The 15509-nt window shown below is 65.2% G+C and carries 12 protein-coding genes; 6 read left to right on the top strand and 6 right to left on the bottom strand.

Features of this window, described 5'->3' with window-relative positions; translation table 11 throughout:
* Positions 1–7 precede the first annotated feature (7 nt).
* Positions 8–2872 carry a M16 family metallopeptidase gene (locus ELY13_RS11310; protein WP_126174027.1) on the top strand — a complete coding sequence of 955 codons (2865 nt, stop codon included), beginning with the start codon at positions 8–10 and terminating at the stop codon, positions 2870–2872.
* 40 nt (positions 2873–2912) lie between these two features.
* Here the strand turns inward: ELY13_RS11310 and ELY13_RS11305 are convergent, their stop codons facing one another.
* Positions 2913–3089, bottom strand: a complete 177-nt coding sequence (locus tag ELY13_RS11305) for a DUF1328 family protein (protein ID WP_126174026.1) — start codon at positions 3087–3089, stop codon at positions 2913–2915.
* A 154-nt stretch (positions 3090–3243) separates the two neighbouring features.
* Between ELY13_RS11305 and purS the strand changes: the two genes are divergently transcribed.
* The 3 genes from purS (at position 3244) to ELY13_RS11290 (ending at position 4472) form a co-directional block, all read left to right on the top strand.
* The gene (purS, locus tag ELY13_RS11300) at positions 3244–3492 is read left to right on the top strand and encodes a phosphoribosylformylglycinamidine synthase subunit PurS (protein WP_126174025.1); all 249 of its coding nucleotides are present in this window, start codon (positions 3244–3246) and stop codon (positions 3490–3492) included.
* Positions 3492–4175, top strand: a complete 684-nt coding sequence (gene purQ / locus ELY13_RS11295) for a phosphoribosylformylglycinamidine synthase subunit PurQ (RefSeq protein ID WP_126174024.1) — start codon at positions 3492–3494, stop codon at positions 4173–4175. The genes purS and purQ overlap by 1 nt, the downstream gene beginning before the upstream one ends.
* A gap of 72 nt (positions 4176–4247) precedes the next feature.
* On the top strand, positions 4248–4472 hold the full coding sequence (locus ELY13_RS11290; RefSeq protein ID WP_126174023.1) for a hypothetical protein: 225 nt from the start codon (positions 4248–4250) through the stop codon (positions 4470–4472).
* 54 nt (positions 4473–4526) lie between these two features.
* On the opposite strand, the gene ELY13_RS11285 is transcribed toward ELY13_RS11290, so the two are convergent.
* From ELY13_RS11285 to ELY13_RS11270, 4 genes are all read right to left on the bottom strand, one after another.
* Positions 4527–4928, bottom strand: a complete 402-nt coding sequence (locus tag ELY13_RS11285) for a YdbL family probable chaperone protein (protein WP_126174022.1) — start codon at positions 4926–4928, stop codon at positions 4527–4529.
* 30 nt (positions 4929–4958) lie between these two features.
* Positions 4959–5147: a YnbE family lipoprotein gene (locus tag ELY13_RS11280; protein ID WP_126174021.1), complete on the bottom strand. Its 189-nt coding sequence runs from the start codon at positions 5145–5147 to the stop codon at positions 4959–4961.
* Positions 5148–5194: 47 nt separating this feature from the next.
* Positions 5195–8380: an intermembrane phospholipid transport YdbH family protein gene (locus ELY13_RS11275; protein ID WP_126174020.1), complete on the bottom strand. Its 3186-nt coding sequence runs from the start codon at positions 8378–8380 to the stop codon at positions 5195–5197.
* 164 nt (positions 8381–8544) lie between these two features.
* Positions 8545–9978, bottom strand: a complete 1434-nt coding sequence (locus ELY13_RS11270; RefSeq protein WP_126174019.1) for a methyl-accepting chemotaxis protein — start codon at positions 9976–9978, stop codon at positions 8545–8547.
* Between the two features lie 564 nt (positions 9979–10542).
* Here ELY13_RS11270 and ELY13_RS11265 point away from each other — a divergent pair.
* Positions 10543–12408: an ABC-F family ATP-binding cassette domain-containing protein gene (locus tag ELY13_RS11265; RefSeq protein ID WP_126174018.1), complete on the top strand. Its 1866-nt coding sequence runs from the start codon at positions 10543–10545 to the stop codon at positions 12406–12408.
* Between the two features lie 154 nt (positions 12409–12562).
* The gene (locus ELY13_RS11260; RefSeq protein WP_126174017.1) at positions 12563–14101 is read left to right on the top strand and encodes an FAD-binding oxidoreductase; all 1539 of its coding nucleotides are present in this window, start codon (positions 12563–12565) and stop codon (positions 14099–14101) included.
* Between the two features lie 56 nt (positions 14102–14157).
* Here ELY13_RS11260 and ELY13_RS11255 read toward each other — a convergent pair whose 3' ends face one another.
* Positions 14158–15486 carry an amidohydrolase family protein gene (locus tag ELY13_RS11255; RefSeq protein WP_126174016.1) on the bottom strand — a complete coding sequence of 443 codons (1329 nt, stop codon included), beginning with the start codon at positions 15484–15486 and terminating at the stop codon, positions 14158–14160.
* Positions 15487–15509 lie beyond the last annotated feature (23 nt).

Below are 15509 nucleotides of genomic sequence, written 5' to 3'. Positions count from 1 at the left end.
CGGCTGCATGAAATCTCTTCGTTTCTTCCCAGTGCTGCTTCTGTTGTCGGCTTCCGGCGTTCCTTACGCCGCGCAGGCGCAGATCGCGGCCGTTTCCGTCCCGCCCAGCACGGCTTCCAGCGACACGCCCTGGGCGTTCGAGCGCAGCGACTTGCCGGTGGACCCGAGCTTCCGGTTCGGCAGGCTCGACAACGGAATGCGGTTCATCATCCGGCCCAACGGCACGCCGCGCGGGCAGGCAGTCGTGCAGTTGTGGATCGATGCCGGTTCCCTGGCCGAAGCGGAGGAAGAACGCGGGCTGGCCCACTTCATCGAACACATGGCCTTCAACGGATCGACTAATATTCCGGAAGGCGAGATGGTCCGGCTGCTGGAGCGCGAAGGCCTTGCCTTTGGCGCCGACACCAACGCCGCGACCGGTTTCGAATCAACCGTCTACAAGCTGAACCTGCCGCGCAACGATCCTGACCTGCTGGATACGGCCCTGATGCTGATGCGTGAGACGGCCAGCGAGCTGACGTTCGCGCCCGAGGCGGTGGAACGCGAGAAGGGCGTGATCCTGTCGGAACGGCGCGTGCGCGATACCTATGAATATCGCAACCTGCTGGACCAGCTGCGCTTCTTCTATCCCGAAGCCCGTTTTCCCGACCGGCTGCCGATCGGTACGGCGGAAACCATCGCCGACGCCACGCCGGATCAGCTCCGCGACTTGTGGCAGCGGGCCTACCGGCCGGGCAACGCGGCGGTTGTCGTCGTGGGCGATTTCGACACCGACGAAGTGGAGCAGGCGATCCGCAAGCACTTTGGGGACTGGCAGGAGGGCTCAACCGTCAGCTTGCCTGACGCGGGCCCGGTCGATCCCGGCCACGCGGGCATGACGTCCGTCTACATCGACCCCGCCCTGCCCGAACGGATTACCGCCACCCGCAGCGGCCCGTGGCTGGACGAGGACGACACCGTTGAGAATCGGCGCGTGAACGTGCTGCGCCAGATAGGCTATGGGATCGTCAACCGCCGGCTGACGCGCCTCAGCCGCTCTGACGACCCGCCTTTCCGCAGCGCCGGCTTTGGCACCAGCGACGTGTTCGAGGAAGCCCGCAGCACGAACCTGATCGTCGATGCGGGCGAAGGGGAATGGGAGCAGGCGCTTGCTGCCGCCGTGCGGGAATACCGCCGTGCGTTCGCCTTCGGCTTTACCGAAGCGGAAGTGGCTGAGCAGATCGCCCGGCTGCGCACATCGCTGGAAAACGCGGCTGCGGGCGCCACTACCCGCTCCAACCGCAACTTTGTCAGCGCGGCGATCGCCCTGCTCGAGGATGAACAAGTCCCGACCACGCCGGAAAGCGCGCTTGAACGCTTCGTGGCGCTGGAGGATGCGATCACGCCCGATGCCGTGCTGGAGGCCTTGCGGGTTCAGGCGGTCCCCCTGCGGGATCCGCTGCTGCGCTTCGAAGGACGTACCGCGCCTGAAGGCGGGGCTGAGGCAGTGCGGGCCGCGTGGGATGCCGCATGGAACGCAGACGTCGAAAATCAGGACGGAGCGCTGCCCGGCGAATTCGCCTACACCGACTTCGGCCCGGCGGGCGAGATCGTTTCGGACACGGAAGAGCCGGTGCTGGGCATCCGCACGATCACTTTCGCCAACGGGCTGAAACTCAACCTCAAGCGCACCGATTTGCAGGAGGACCGGATTTCGGTCCAGCTCAACATCGATGGCGGCCTGCTGCTGAACACGAAGGACGATCCGCTTGCCACGGCCATGACGTCCGTCCTCCCGATGGGCGGCCTGGGCAAGCATTCCTATGACGAGCTGGACTCGATCCTTGCCGGACGCAGCGTCGGCTTCTCCATCGCGACGGACGACGATACCTTCCGGATGGCGGCCGGAACCACTCCGCGCGATCTGGAACTTCAGTTGCAAGTGCTTGCCGCCGCGGTGTCCGATCCGGGTTACCGCCCGCAGGGAGAAGCCCAGTACCGGCGGAACATTGAGAACTTTTTTGCCCGTCGCAACGCCACGCCAAACGATGCGCTGGGTAATGCCCTGGGCGGCATCGTATCCGACAACGATCCCCGCTTCACCTTGCAGCCGAAGGAAGACTACCTCGCCCTCGGCTTCTCCGATCTGCGGAACGAGATAGACGAGCGTCTGCGCGAGGGCGCGCTTGAGTTGGCGCTGGTGGGCGACATCGATGAGGATCGCGCGATCGACCTAATCGCACGAACTCTGGGTGCCCTGCCTGAACGGGAGCCGGACTTCCGCCAGTATGCGGACAACCGCCAGCGCAGCTTTACCGAGGACCGCGGCATTAGGGTTGTCCGTCACGGGGGCCCAGCCGATCAGGCGCTGCTGCGGATGACATGGCCGACGACCGACGACCGGGACTTCGAGGAAACCATCCGGCTCGAGCTGCTGCAGCGCATCGTGCAAGTCCGGTTGACCGACACCCTGCGCGAGGAGCTTGGCGAAACCTATTCTCCGGGGGTGAATTCCAGCCAGTCGCGAGTGTATGAGGGATACGGCACCTTCAACACCGCCGCCGCGGTCTCGGTGGACGATCTCGACCCAGCCCGCAACGCCATGCTGGAGACGATCCGCTCCCTGATCGAGGAGCCGGTCGACCAGGACGTGCTGCTGCGCGCCCGGCGCCCCCTGCTCGAAGCCTACGACAATGCCCTGAAGACCAACGGCGGCTGGATGGCTCTGGCCGATCGCGCACAAAGCGAGCCGCAAGACATCGAGCGCTTCACACGGGGCAAGGAACTGGTCGCAGCCATCACCCCCGAAGACATCCGCAGAGTGGCCTCGCGCTACCTGGATCCGGAGCAGCGGCTTGAAATCAACGTCCTACCGGAGAGGCCGCAGGATTGACCGCGTCGACGCCCCTGTATGAGTCTAGGGGCCGATCAGGTCAGTCTATTACGCCTTTTCCGACCTTGTAGCCGAGGAACAGCGCAATGAGCGTTCCGATCAAGGCGAGAACGAAGATGATGATGGCGATGTTGGCAAGTGTCCCGGCAAATCCGCTGAAGCCGAGAATAGCCGCGATTATGGCAATGATGCCCAAGGCGATGGCCCAACCGTACATAAGCGTTTCCCCTCGGTTGTTCTGTCGGAATAACCCACGGCCCGCCGGCATCGTTCCGCCGGACCGCTTGCCCCGACGCGCGGCAGAGGCCATATGCGCGGCTATCGGCAAGGTCGGTCCTGTTCGGCAGGTCCCAGCGTAAAGGCCCAGAGCTATGAAAGTCAGAATTCACGTCAACCTGAAGCCGGGCGTGCTCGATCCTCAAGGGCGCGCGGTGCACCACGCGTTGGAAGGGCTGGGTTTTTCCGGCGTCGAGGATGTGCGGATCGGCCGCCTGATCGAGCTTGAAGTGGCGGACGGCACCAGCGACGCTGCACTGGACGAAATGTGCCGCAAGCTGCTCGCCAACACGGTGATCGAGAATTACCGGATCGAGAAGCTGGCGGAGAAGGAGCCCGCGTGATGAACGCCTTTCGTGCTGCGGTAGTCACGTTCCCCGGCTCCAACTGCGACCGGGACATGGTCGTGGCGCTGGAAAAGGTCACAGGCCAAGCCCCCGTCCGTGTTTGGCACGGCGATGCCGACTTGCCGGAAAAGATTGACTTCATCGGCCTGCCCGGCGGGTTCTCTTACGGCGACTACTTGCGCTCGGGCGCGATGGCGGCGCGTTCCCCCGTGATGCGCGCGGTCGTCGATGCCGCGGACCGCGGCGTTCCGGTGCTGGGCATCTGCAACGGCTTCCAGGTGCTGACGGAGGCTGGTTTGCTGCCCGGCGCGCTGATGCGCAACGCCACGCAGCACTTCATCTGCCGCACCGTGTCGCTGAAGGTGGAAAACAACCGCTCGCTGTTCACCTCCGGCTACGAGGCCGGGCAAGTGATCCGGATCCCGGTGGCGCACCATGACGGCAACTATTTCGCCGATGAGGACACGCTCGACTGGCTGGAAGGCGAAGGCCGCGTGGCGTTCCGCTACTGTGAGACGACCAACGGATCGCGCCGCGACATCGCCGGCATCCTGAATGAGCGCGGCAACGTGCTCGGCATGATGCCGCACCCTGAACGGGCGGTCGAACCCGAACTCGGTGGAACCGACGGGCGCGCCCTCTTCGAAAGCGCGATGAAGGGCCTCATAGAGGCTGCGTGACCGTCTGCGTGGGATGACCACGATCCGGCCGCTCCTGCGGGAACGGCCGGACTCGGACCGCGTTGGCGATCCATGCCCAAGGACATGATCTCGGATTCGCCCGCCGATCCTCCGAAGCAGGCCAGCCCTGAATACCAGGAAGGCGAGCTGTCGCTCCGGCTTGGCAAGAGCGTGAGCCTGGACTTGCGTCTCAGGGTGACGTCGCCGGGCATCCTTTCGGTGGGCGCACTGGTGTCCTCTATCCTGCTGTCGACGGCCGCGCTGGTTGCCGTGGCCGTCCGCGAAGGCAAGCGGTAGCTCGACAGCCCGAAACGCACTAGCCGCGTGCGTGAGAAGGCCCCTGCACGACGATCAGGGACACTTCGGGTTTCGTACCGGCGGAGCGCTCGTCCGGGTCTGCCAGCTGCCATCCGGAGCTTGATACTTTTCACCTGGCGCGGTGCGAGCAACGGCAAGGCATCCGGCGGTAAAGGCATATTCCTGAAGCGTCGCACCGGCGGCTTGCGCCTTTTCGGCATAAAGCGCGCGCCGCTTGATGTTGATGTCATCGACCATCTTGCGCAAGCCAGGGGAGGCCCCGCCGACCACGCCGAGGTAACCATCGGTCTTCTCACCCACTTGCCCGCTCTGCCGTGCGGCCTCGTAGGCTGGATCCCGCTGCGCGAACGCCGGTGCCGCCAGGGAGCCGAGCGCGAGCGAAAGCGCGCCGGCGGCGAGCGCCAGCCGGATGGGTTTGCGGGTTCTGTCAGTCATCGGCATTCCCTTGGTTCCTCGTCGCGCGTGTCAGAAAATATCGGGGTTATTTTCGATCGTGTTCCCGGCATCTTCCGCAAGGCGGTAGATTACTTCCTGCTTGATGTTCACGTTCAGCTCGATGACGATCGGCTTGTCGGGCGCCTTCACGTTGATGCACCCACCGACGCTCGTCGCCATTACCATCGCCGCCGCAAGGCCGATCCTTCCCCTGTCCATACGCGCGCCATGCGCCGCGCGCGCACAAGTGGTCAACATCGCATCGATCATCGGCTGTTCTCGCTTTCGGAGGTCTGAATGGCTTCATCCGGCACGGCAGCGCCCCGCGTGCCCTCTGGGATCGGGCGCCCCTCGGCATCGATCAGCCCAAGTTCACGCGGGTCGCGGATGTAGGCCGGATCGTACATCGCCTTGATCGACGTGATCAGGCTGTAAAACGGCGCGCGGATGTTCACGTCGAACTGGAACGGCAGCTTCGCTATCCGCCGGGTGATGAAGTTGCGGCGCGTCCCGGCTCCCTGGCTGACGCCGTCGAAGCGCACCCGCGTAATGACTTCACCTGCCAGCGATCCGTCCAGCTGGATGCTCATCTTCCGGTAGTCTAGGGAGCGCAGGGCATCGAACGCGAAGTTCGCCATCGGGGACAAGTCTTCGTACGTGAGTTCCCCCACATAGGACAAGTTGCCGCCCGGCGGGCGCGACATGAGCACGCCGTTTTCCACCCGCCCGCCATTCTTGTCGAATACCAGCGGGATGGTTCCGTCAAAGATGCCGCTGGTGCTGAGATTGCCCAGTTCCATCCGCTGGACGAACAGGCCCGCATCCAGTCCTTCGACTTCCAGCACATAGCGACGCACCTCATCCGCGCCGAGAGTGAGCGTGACCGGATGCAGCCGCAGGATGCCCCCCGAAAACGGCCAGGTACCTCCGCGCAACGTCAGCTCACGGCCACCGGTCAACTGGATCGCGATTTCGCCGTTGCTGGCCTCTATCCCCGGATTGACCGACGCAATACGTACGACTTGTCCCGGAGCGGTGGTCAAGCCGAGCAAGTCGGTGAACACGATGGTGCCGGACGCGCCCTTCACGGGTCCGAACGGCGCCGCAAAGTCGAGAGCGCGACTGGAGAAGCGGCCGGAACTGGTTACTTCCGCCGCGTTCCAGTCGATCCGCCCGGTACCGGTCAACTCGCCCGCGACATTTGCCACCACGCCCAGCGCGAAGGAGGAGAGTTGCGCCGGCTGCAATTCCTCATCGAAGCGAAGGCCGTCGACCCGAAGATCGGCCTGCCCCGCGCCGGTCAGGAGGCTATGGCGCAACTCAGCGAGAACCACGCCGCGGCCGGTTTCCGGCGCACGCAGCAATGCCTCTGCCGCGACAAGGTTGTTTGCCAGCGCAAGCGTTGCGCCAGTTGCCACCAGCGGCTCGAATCGATCCTGCCCTCCCCTGTCTTCCAGGCGGAAGGCGCCATCGGTCAGCATCAGCGCTCCGTTTTCGTATCGCCATCCGCCGCTTGCCCGCAGGATATCGAGCGGTACGCCGTAGAGCGTCACGTCCGCCCCGGTGAATTCACCGCCGACAGTGTCTCCGATGCGGGCGGAGAGATCATCGACCGCAAAGCGCGCAGCAGTTTCCGCGGGGCCAAGCGCCACCCGCAGGTTCTGCGCGGAGACGAGCCCGGGCAGCGCAAAGGCAAGCGCGCCGGAAGATGCGCGGATCGGCGTTTCCCCAAGTCGTCCCGAAATCTCGAGCGCGGCGGTTTCCGCAGCAAGATCGAACCCGTCCGCGCCATAGCGCAGGATCGGCCGCCCGCGCGGCGCGCACAAGCGCAGGGTGCGCCGGTCGAGCGTGAGATTGGCATAGCTTAGGGAATTGAACCGCACATCGGTGCAGCCGCTCCACATCAGCAGTCCTTGTTGCGGACCCCAGCTCCCGGAGACCGGCAGAAGCAACTCTTCCGCCCGGCCGCCCGGCAGCGGCCCGCTCGCCTCGATTCGCCCGGAAAAGCCGAGTGTTCCGTTCGCGCCCTGCGCAATCTCCAGCTGCGGGACGCGCAGCTGGGCATCTCCGGCGCGGTATTCCGCCATGGTCAGGCGAAAGCGTGTGCTGCCGTCGGTGCCGCCTTCCATGCGGCCTGCGATGCGCGGCAGCCCCTTGCCCCCCGTGGTCAGATTGACCGAAAAACGCGGCAGTTCGGCCCCTCCGCCAAGTTGAAGACGCGACAGCGCCAGCAAGGTGGCCCCGCTGCTGCCGCGCAGCCGCGCCTGCGGAACTACCAGCGAAACGCTCCCCCCATTGCGGCGGACGATGTAGTCGGCAGCGAACGTACTGCCCGGCGCCTCCTTGTGCAGCGCACTGCGCACGCTGCCGATCAGCGGACTTAGCAGCGTCCCGCGTGTTCCTTCCGCAGCGCCGGCAAGACTGCGATCGAGTGCTGGCCCGGGTTGCAGGCCCGCACCCTGCGTTTCTCCGACAAGCTCGAACCGCTCAAAGCCGCGCCGGGCCCGCAGCGTTCCTTCAGCATGCAGCCGCGCCAGCGCTGCGTGCGGGGTGACAACATCGGCGGCCGCAAGGTCATAGCGCGCCGTCAGGCCCTGATCGCGCCAGGTGAACCGGGCGTCGCCCCGCGCACTCGCGGCACGGCTGCTCCCGAACCGGATGGCGCCGGAAGCAATCTCCCCTTGGCCTTCGACACCGTCGAACGTCCGGTCCCCGCGAGCGGCAAGGTCGATCTGCGCGTTGGACAGAAAAAGCCCGCTATCCTGGCAGCCAAGCCGCGCTACGGACAGAGGGCCGCGGAAGCGCGGTGCCTCGTCTTCGATGGCGACCCGCCCGGAAAACGCCGCCCGGGTCAGCTTGCATCCACCGAGCACGACTTCGGGCGCAACGGCAGCAAGTTGGCCGGAGAAACCGTCGCGCAGATTGCCGCGTCCGGTCAGGGTAAGACCGACCGGCCCGTGATCGGTGTCGAAGGCAGCTCGCCCGTTCACGATCCGCAGCGGAAGGTCGGGCAGCGCGAAGGGTTCCTTGCTGCCCGTGAAGATCAGCGGATCGAGCGCGCCGAAGCTCAGCGTGCCATCCCGAAAGCGGCCACGGAGGCGCGGATCATGAAGCTGCACTTCCTCGATAGTGGGATAGCCGAACCAGTGAAGGCGGATCAGCACCTCGGCGCGCTCTATCGTCAGATCGGGGTTGCGTGGATCGCCGACGACCACGTCCGTCAGCACCTGACGCCGGGGACCGACTTGTTCGACCGTGTAGGTCGCCCGCACCCCGCGCGAAGCGAGCGCGCGGCCGATAACGTTGTCGGCAATCGACTCGCGCCCGATCCAGGTAGATGCCATTGCTATTCCGAGCAGGATCAGCGGGACGAGCAGCACCCAGCGCCAGATCCGGCGCTTCGGCCGGACCCGGTCATCCGTTCCTTCGTCTGCTGGGTCCGCGTGCGCCATGTGTTCCAATCCGCTGCGGATTGGCACGGGCGAGGCCTTTTGGCAAAGGGACAAAGCCGCTTCGGGCGCAGTGCGCCCCTGCTTCCGACGTCAGAAATGGGACGCACTGTTTCGCCGCCGGGCCGTTCCGGTTCACCGCACCCGGCGGCATTCGTTCCGTTCTTCTAGAAATCCTTCCACTGATCGGCTTCGCCATCGGCCCCTATGCTGTTGGCGGCGGGCAGCGGTTTTACCGGGGAGAGATACGGCAGCGGCTTTGCAATCCGCGGTGCGGCCTTCGCCGCACGAGTGACAAGGGCCAGCGGTGCAACCTTGGGAGCAGCCTTGTGCAGCGCCGGCCTGGAATCGCCGATGTTGAACAGTGCGGCGCGCTGGGAAAGCGCCGAAACCTCATTCAGCAGGTTACCCACGGCAGCCGAGGCCTGCTCGACCATGGCGGCGTTCTGCTGGGTGGCTTCATCCATGCTGCCGATCGCCGTGCTGATCTGCGAAACCGAGTCCGACTGGGTCTTGTTGTCGGCTGCCAGCTTGCCCAGCAACTGATGGACTTCATGCACACCGCCCCTGATGTCGGAAAGGGCGCCATCTACCTTGTGCACCGCCTCTACCGCCGTGCCGATGTCGGCCTGCGTCACGGTCAACTGGTCGCGTGCGGACTTTGCCTCTTCCTCGGCACGTCGAGCGAGCGCGGAGACGAGGTCTGCGACGACCGCAAAGCCGCGCCCCGCATCTCCGGCCCTTCCCGCCTCGACTGCCGCGTTCATGGCCAGAACGCGTGTCTGGAAGGCAATCTTGTCGAGGCCTTCGATCACCGCATCGATGCCCTTGGCGCTGTCGCTGACGCGGCCCATCGCCTGGACGGCCTGCTCGGCAATGGCGCGACCGCTTTCGACTGCCGCGTTGGCTCCGCTGGCACGCTCCACCGTCATCTCCGAATCGCTGGCGGCTACCTTCAGGCTCTCATCGATTTGGACCAGCGAGGCGGACGTTTCCTCAAGGCTGGCGGCGCTGGTTCCCGTGCGCCGCGCCAGGTCGTCAGCCGCTTCCGCAATTTCCCGCGTGCCGGTGCCGATCGCCTCGGCGCTGTCGTTGACCGCGCCGACCATCTCCCGAAGGTGGCGGGTGGCGTCGTTCAAGTGCGTCTTGAGTTCCGCATAAGCTGGTGGGAAGTCGACGGTCACCATACCTGTGAGATCGCCCTGGGCAAGCTTGCGAAGCTGCTCGGCAAGTGCGGCGACCACCAGCGTCTGCTCCTCTACGCTGGTCTTCTGGGCCACGGCCGTGTCGCGAAAGGTCAGCATCGCCGTGGTCATGCGCCCAACGCAATCGGTGTAATCCATGAACTCGATCGGGCTGGTCAGGTCGCCAGCCGCCAATCCTTCCATGCGAACCACAGTGGAGACATACGGATGGGCGATCGCCTCCCGCGCCCAGAGCCCGAGCGCCAGCACGCCAAGGGTCGCGGCAAGGCCGATCGCGCCTCCGATCCAGCCACCGATGAACGCGCCAAGGGCCGCCAGCGCGGTGAAAGCGGTCGCCACGCCAACCGCAATCCGGAGCTTCAGACGTATCGGCGCGTACTTTTGGAACCAGTTCATCCGTGGTTTCTCCTTCTAACTCTCGAACACAGCAACCGGAATGCCGGCATAGCCGAACCGGTCGTGCCGCAAGGTCGTCGCGAGGCAGCGGGCGCACGACAGATGCGCCCGCGTCCAGAATCCCTGGAGCGAAACCATCGCGGCAGCGGACGTCGAACGGGCTTCCGCAGGAGCTTTTCAGCTGCTGCATCCGATAACATCGTCGAAAACGTCCAATCCTTCCGTGCCCCAGAAACCGGTGGCACATCTCTTGTAGCAAGCAGACGACCAATCCGGCGCCTGCCGCGCCGTTTATTTGGAGAAGGAAGTTACGCGGAGCGAAATGCACTTATTTAGACCAGGCTGATGTTCGAACGTGATCGGCGGAGGATAATCACTTGTACCTGGTCGCCTGCCGTGTCTTTGTTTGTTGCACGCATCGGCCTGTTGGGAGCAACCATTCCTTCATAGGATCCCGACTTACCTGGCTCGTCCCTCTGAGGGGTCGCCAGAAGGTTTGTAGATGGTGCCGGCCGAGACGCACGTGCTTGGGGACAGCTTCGGGTTCTGCTAGGCGGCGCAGCCATGCTCAATCTCACCGACATTACCGTGCGGCTTGGCGGCCGCACGATCATCGACAGCGCCACTGCGAAGCTGCCGCCGCGCGGCCGGATCGGCCTTGTGGGACGCAACGGCGCCGGCAAGACAACCCTGGTGCGCGTGATCACGGGGCTGATCGAGCCGGATACCGGATCGATTACCATGCCCCGCGGGACGACGCTGGGCTATCTCGCGCAGGAAGCTCCGACGGGTGAGGCCACGCCGTTCGAGACCGTGTTGGCGGCCGACGTTGAGCGAACGGCGCTGATGGCGGAAAGCGAAACATGCGAAGACCCGGACCGGATGGCCGATGTCTATGAGCGGCTGATCGCGATCGACGCCTACACGGCCCCCTCCCGCGCGGCGCAGATCCTGGTTGGCCTAGGCTTTGACGAGGAAGCGCAGCACAGGCCGCTCGACAGCTTTTCCGGGGGTTGGAAGATGCGCGTCGCGCTGGCGGGGCTGCTGTTCTCCCAGCCCGACTTCCTGCTGCTCGACGAGCCGTCGAACCACCTCGATCTTGAGGCGGTGCTGTGGCTGGAGGATTTCCTGAAAAGCTATCCGGCAACGATCCTTCTGGTCAGCCATGAACGTGACTTCCTCAACAGCGTGGTCGACCACATCCTCCATCTGGGGAGCGGGAAGCTGACGCTTTATCCCGGCGGGTACGATGCGTTCGAACGGCAACGGGCCGAACGTCAGGCCCAGCTGGCTTCCGCCAAGGCAAGGCAGCAGGCTGAACGCGAAAAGTTGCAGGACTACGTCGCGCGCAACTCTGCCCGGGCATCTACCGCCAAACAGGCCCAGTCCCGCGCCAAGATGCTGGCAAAGATGCAGCCGATCGCAGAGCTGATCGACGATCCCAGCCTGACCTTCGATTTCCCGGATCCGGACGAGTTGCGCCCGCCGCTGATCACGCTCGACATGGCAGCGGTCGGTTACGCTGAGACGCCGATCCTGAAGCGGCTCAACCTGCGGCTCGATCCCGATGACCGGGTGGCCCTGCTGGGACGCAACGGCAACGGCAAGACGACCCTCGCCCGCCTTCTCGCGGCGCAGTTGCCACCCATGGAAGGGGAGATGAACGCGAGCGGCCGGATGCGCGTGGGCTATTTCACCCAGTATCAGGTAGAAGAACTCGACCGCGAGGAGACGCCGCTTCAGCACATGACCTTGATGATGCAGGGCGCCAGCCAGTCCGCCGTGCGGGCGCAGCTGGGGCGCTTCGGCTTTCAGGGGCAGAAGGCGACGACGCAAGTCGGCAAGCTGTCGGGCGGAGAGCGCGCCCGGCTGGCCCTGGCGCTGATCACGCGCGACGCTCCGCACATGCTGATCCTGGACGAGCCGACCAACCACCTCGATGTCGATGCGCGTGAGGCCCTGATCCAGGCGCTCAACGCCTATACCGGAGCCGTGGTGATCGTCAGCCACGATCGCCACATGATCGAGATGACTGCCGACCGACTGGTGCTGGTCGATAATGGCACGGCGGGGGAGTTCGACGGATCGCTGGATGACTACATCGCCTTCGTGCTCAGCAAGGACAGCACAGGCACCAAGTCCTCCAAGGCCGAGAGGAAAAAGCAGCGCGAGGCCGCCAGCGAGACGCGCGAGAAGGAAAAGGAGCTGCGGCAGGCAGCCAAGGCTGCGGAAGCCGACCTGGCCAAGCTCACCGAGCAGCGGAACGCGATCGACGGGGCACTGACCGACCCCTCCGCCGCCACGGGCTGGCTGTCCCGGCTATCCACGAGCGAACTGATGAAGCGCCGGTCCGAACTCGATACCAGGCTGGCGGAAGCCGAAACAAGCTGGCTGGAGGCTAGCGAGGCGCTGGAGACCATCACAGCCTGACGCCCCAAAGCCAAGATTCTGATCGGAAGCCGGCACCGCTGCCGCCGGCGCACCCGCTCAATGGACCATGGCCTCCTGGCAGTTTTAGCCCTAACAATCAAACCCCTCCACGCGGGCGTCAGCTCGCTACGCACAAGACAACACGAGGATCTTCATGCCGGCTGGCTTCACCCAAACCGATGCGGTTGCACGCTTCTTCGACGCGGCACGCTCCATCGTCGGGGAGGATCGGGTCTTCACCGCCCCGATCGATCGGGCCGGCTATTCCGACCCAATGGCTTTTGACCCGGAGCGGCACCAGCCTTCCGGAGCGGTGGCGGCCGAGACTGTCGAGGAAATCCAGCAAATCCTGAAGACGGCGGCGCAGGAAGGCGTGCCGCTGTGGCCGATCAGCCGGGGCAAGAACTTCGGTTATGGCGGCGCCGCGCCGGTGCAGGCGGGCGCAGTGGTGCTGGACCTCTCGCGCATGAAGCGCATTCTCGAGATCAACGAAGACCTTGGCTATTGCGTGGTCGAGCCGGGCGTCAGCTTCTACGATCTGCACGATGCGCTGGCGGCCCGCGGCCATAGATTGTGGATGAGCGTCCCCGGCAACAGCTGGGGTAGCGTTGCCGGCAATGCGCTTGAACGCGGCGTCGGACCGCAGCCCTATGGTGATCATGCGGCGCAAATCTGCGGCTTGGAGGTCGTGTTGGCGGACGGTGCGCTGGTGCGCACCGGGGCTGGCGCGATGGAAGGCAATCCGGCCTGGCACGTGACCCGGAACAGCTATGGCCCCGGCTGGGACCAGATCTTCTGCCAGTCCAACTTCGGCGTCGTTACGCGGATGGGGCTGTGGCTGATGCCCGCCCCTGAGGCGACCATGACGCTGAGCCTGCAACTTCCCGAAGCCGACGATATCGAACGCGGCATCGGCCTGTTCGCGCCCTTGCGCCTGCGCGGCGTGATAGATCACGATGCGGCCTGGGTCTCCTATATCGGGATTGCGAGCTATGTGGGCCCGCGCTCGATGTTCTGGGACGGCGAAGGCCTGCTGCCGGAGAGCGTGGGCGCCAGGATCCGCGAACAGCTCAAGATCGGCTGGTGGAACGCGGAGGTCAATCTCTACGGGCCTGAGGAGGTCATTGCCGCGAAGGCGAAGATCGTTTCTGCCGCCGCGAAGAACGCCGCGGTTTCCGCTGGCGACTGGCGGACCTGGCGTCAGGGCGACGATTTCGGCCTCAGCCATGCCGGGATCCCCTCCACGCGCGATATGACGATGATCGGCTGGTACGGTGGACGCGGCGGGCACCTTGGGTTTTCGCCGGTCATGCCGTCCGACCCCGCGCTCGCGGCCGAGCAGTTTCGCCGGGCACGCAAGCGCTATGAGGAATTCGGCATCGACTACTACGGCGCCTTCGGCGTCGGCGGCCGCCAGACGGTGGCGGTGAACGAAATCCTCTACGATCGTGACAGCAAGGAACAGGAACGGCAGGTCCACGCCTTGTTCGAAACCCTGATCCGCGACACCCACCAAGCCGGTTTCGGGGAGTACCGCACCCATATCGACTACATGGACGCGGTGGCGGACACGTTCGACTTCAACGACCACGCGATGGGCCGCCTCAACGAAGCGCTGAAGGATACCCTCGACCCGAAGGGTATCCTCGCCCCCGGAAAGCAGGGCATCTGGCCAGCCCGTTTCCGCACCTGAAACGGGTGCGGAAACGGGGTTAGCTCACCGGGTCGTCCCCTCCCCGGCGCCGGACGTTACCGGCTGCCGGGCCGTTCTTTCGCGATCGTGCCGCGATGCATGACGAAATCGACATGCTCCAGCCGCGTTACGTCCTGAAGCGGCGATCCGGTCACCGCGATGATGTCTGCCGTCTTCCCGGGTGCGAGCGTGCCGATATCGTCGCGGCCGAGCAGATCGGCGGCGTCTACCGTAGCTGCGCGGATCACTTGGGCGGGCGTGAGGCCGTTCTGCACCAGAAGCGCGAACTCGGTGGCGTTGTCGCCATGCTTCGAAACGCCAGTGTCGGTGCCAAAGGCCACTTTCACTCCGGCGGCATAGGCGCGGCGGTGGTTTGCGGCCATTGCGGCGGCGGCTTCTTCTGCCTTGGCAACGGTGGCAGGCGGCAGGGCCCCGCCGCGCGCCTGCGCCAATGCGGCGACGGGAGCAATCTCGGTCGGCACGAGGTACGCGCCCTTGGCCTTGAACAGCGCAATCGTTTCATCGTCGAGGAACGTGCCATGCTCGATCGAGTCGACGCCCGCTTCCAGCGCTGCCTTCGTCCCTTCGGCCGCGTGGCTGTGCGCCGCTACCTTGCGACCCAGTGCATGCGCGGTTTCGACAATCGCGCGCATTTCCGCCGGCGTCATCGCCCGGCCAAGGCCGCCGCTTACGTTCGAGAGCACACCCCCGGTTGCAGCAAACTTGATGACACGCGCACCCAGGGCCACTTGCGCCCGCACGGCGCGGCGGCAATCGTCCGGACCATCGCACACGTTGAGATCGCCGGTGTGCACCATGTCGGCAAAGTCTTCCGCAAGGCCGTTGCCGGGATCGCCGTGCCCGCCGGTGACCGAGATCATCTTGCCGGCGTTGGAGATGGTCGGCCCTTCCACCAGCCCAGCATCGATCGCATCGCGCAGGGCGCGAACGCCGCGCGGATCGCCCCCCAGATCGCGCACCGAGGTAAAGCCCGCGGCAAGAGTCGTGCGGGCGTTGGCAACCGCCGTCATCTGATCGTCGAACCGGTCGCGGGTCATGGCCTCCAGCCGCGCGCGCATCGGATCGCCGCCGATACCCCAAAGGTGAACATGCATGTCCACCATTCCCGGCATTACGAATGCGTTCCTCAGATCGACCAGTTCCGCTCCCGCCTCGGGAGGAGAGAATCCGTCGCGGATCTCGATTACCTTGTCGCCGCGCACGATCACGGTGCTGTTGCCCCGCGGAGACTCTCCTGGCCGGTCCAGCAGCGCGCCTGCGTGAATGTAGGTGGTGGTGTGGGCTGCAGACTGCACCGGTGCAGTCTGCGCCAGCGCAGGCGTGGCAAGAACCGCCGCGAGCGCGGTCAGGCATGGCTTGATCATGAGTATGTTCCCTCCAGAAAAGC

Source organism: Altericroceibacterium xinjiangense, assembly GCF_003958635.1.
Classification (GTDB): Bacteria; Pseudomonadota; Alphaproteobacteria; order Sphingomonadales; family Sphingomonadaceae; genus Altericroceibacterium_A; species Altericroceibacterium_A xinjiangense.
This window is presented reverse-complemented; position numbering and strand designations above follow the sequence as displayed.

Excerpts from the sequence above, each read along its gene's own strand:
- ELY13_RS11310 (WP_126174027.1), top strand. The coding sequence starts at position 8 with ATGAAATCTCTTCGTTTCTTCCCAGTGCTGCTTCTGTTGTCGGCTTCC.
- ELY13_RS11305 (WP_126174026.1), bottom strand. The coding sequence starts at position 3,089 with ATGTACGGTTGGGCCATCGCCTTGGGCATCATTGCCATAATCGCGGCT.
- purS (WP_126174025.1), top strand. The coding sequence starts at position 3,244 with ATGAAAGTCAGAATTCACGTCAACCTGAAGCCGGGCGTGCTCGATCCT.
- purQ (WP_126174024.1), top strand. The coding sequence starts at position 3,492 with ATGAACGCCTTTCGTGCTGCGGTAGTCACGTTCCCCGGCTCCAACTGC.
- ELY13_RS11290 (WP_126174023.1), top strand. The coding sequence starts at position 4,248 with ATGCCCAAGGACATGATCTCGGATTCGCCCGCCGATCCTCCGAAGCAG.
- ELY13_RS11285 (WP_126174022.1), bottom strand. The coding sequence starts at position 4,928 with ATGACTGACAGAACCCGCAAACCCATCCGGCTGGCGCTCGCCGCCGGC.
- ELY13_RS11280 (WP_126174021.1), bottom strand. The coding sequence starts at position 5,147 with ATGGACAGGGGAAGGATCGGCCTTGCGGCGGCGATGGTAATGGCGACG.
- ELY13_RS11275 (WP_126174020.1), bottom strand. The coding sequence starts at position 8,380 with ATGGCGCACGCGGACCCAGCAGACGAAGGAACGGATGACCGGGTCCGG.
- ELY13_RS11270 (WP_126174019.1), bottom strand. The coding sequence starts at position 9,978 with ATGAACTGGTTCCAAAAGTACGCGCCGATACGTCTGAAGCTCCGGATT.
- ELY13_RS11265 (WP_126174018.1), top strand. The coding sequence starts at position 10,543 with ATGCTCAATCTCACCGACATTACCGTGCGGCTTGGCGGCCGCACGATC.
- ELY13_RS11260 (WP_126174017.1), top strand. The coding sequence starts at position 12,563 with ATGCCGGCTGGCTTCACCCAAACCGATGCGGTTGCACGCTTCTTCGAC.
- ELY13_RS11255 (WP_126174016.1), bottom strand. The coding sequence starts at position 15,486 with ATGATCAAGCCATGCCTGACCGCGCTCGCGGCGGTTCTTGCCACGCCT.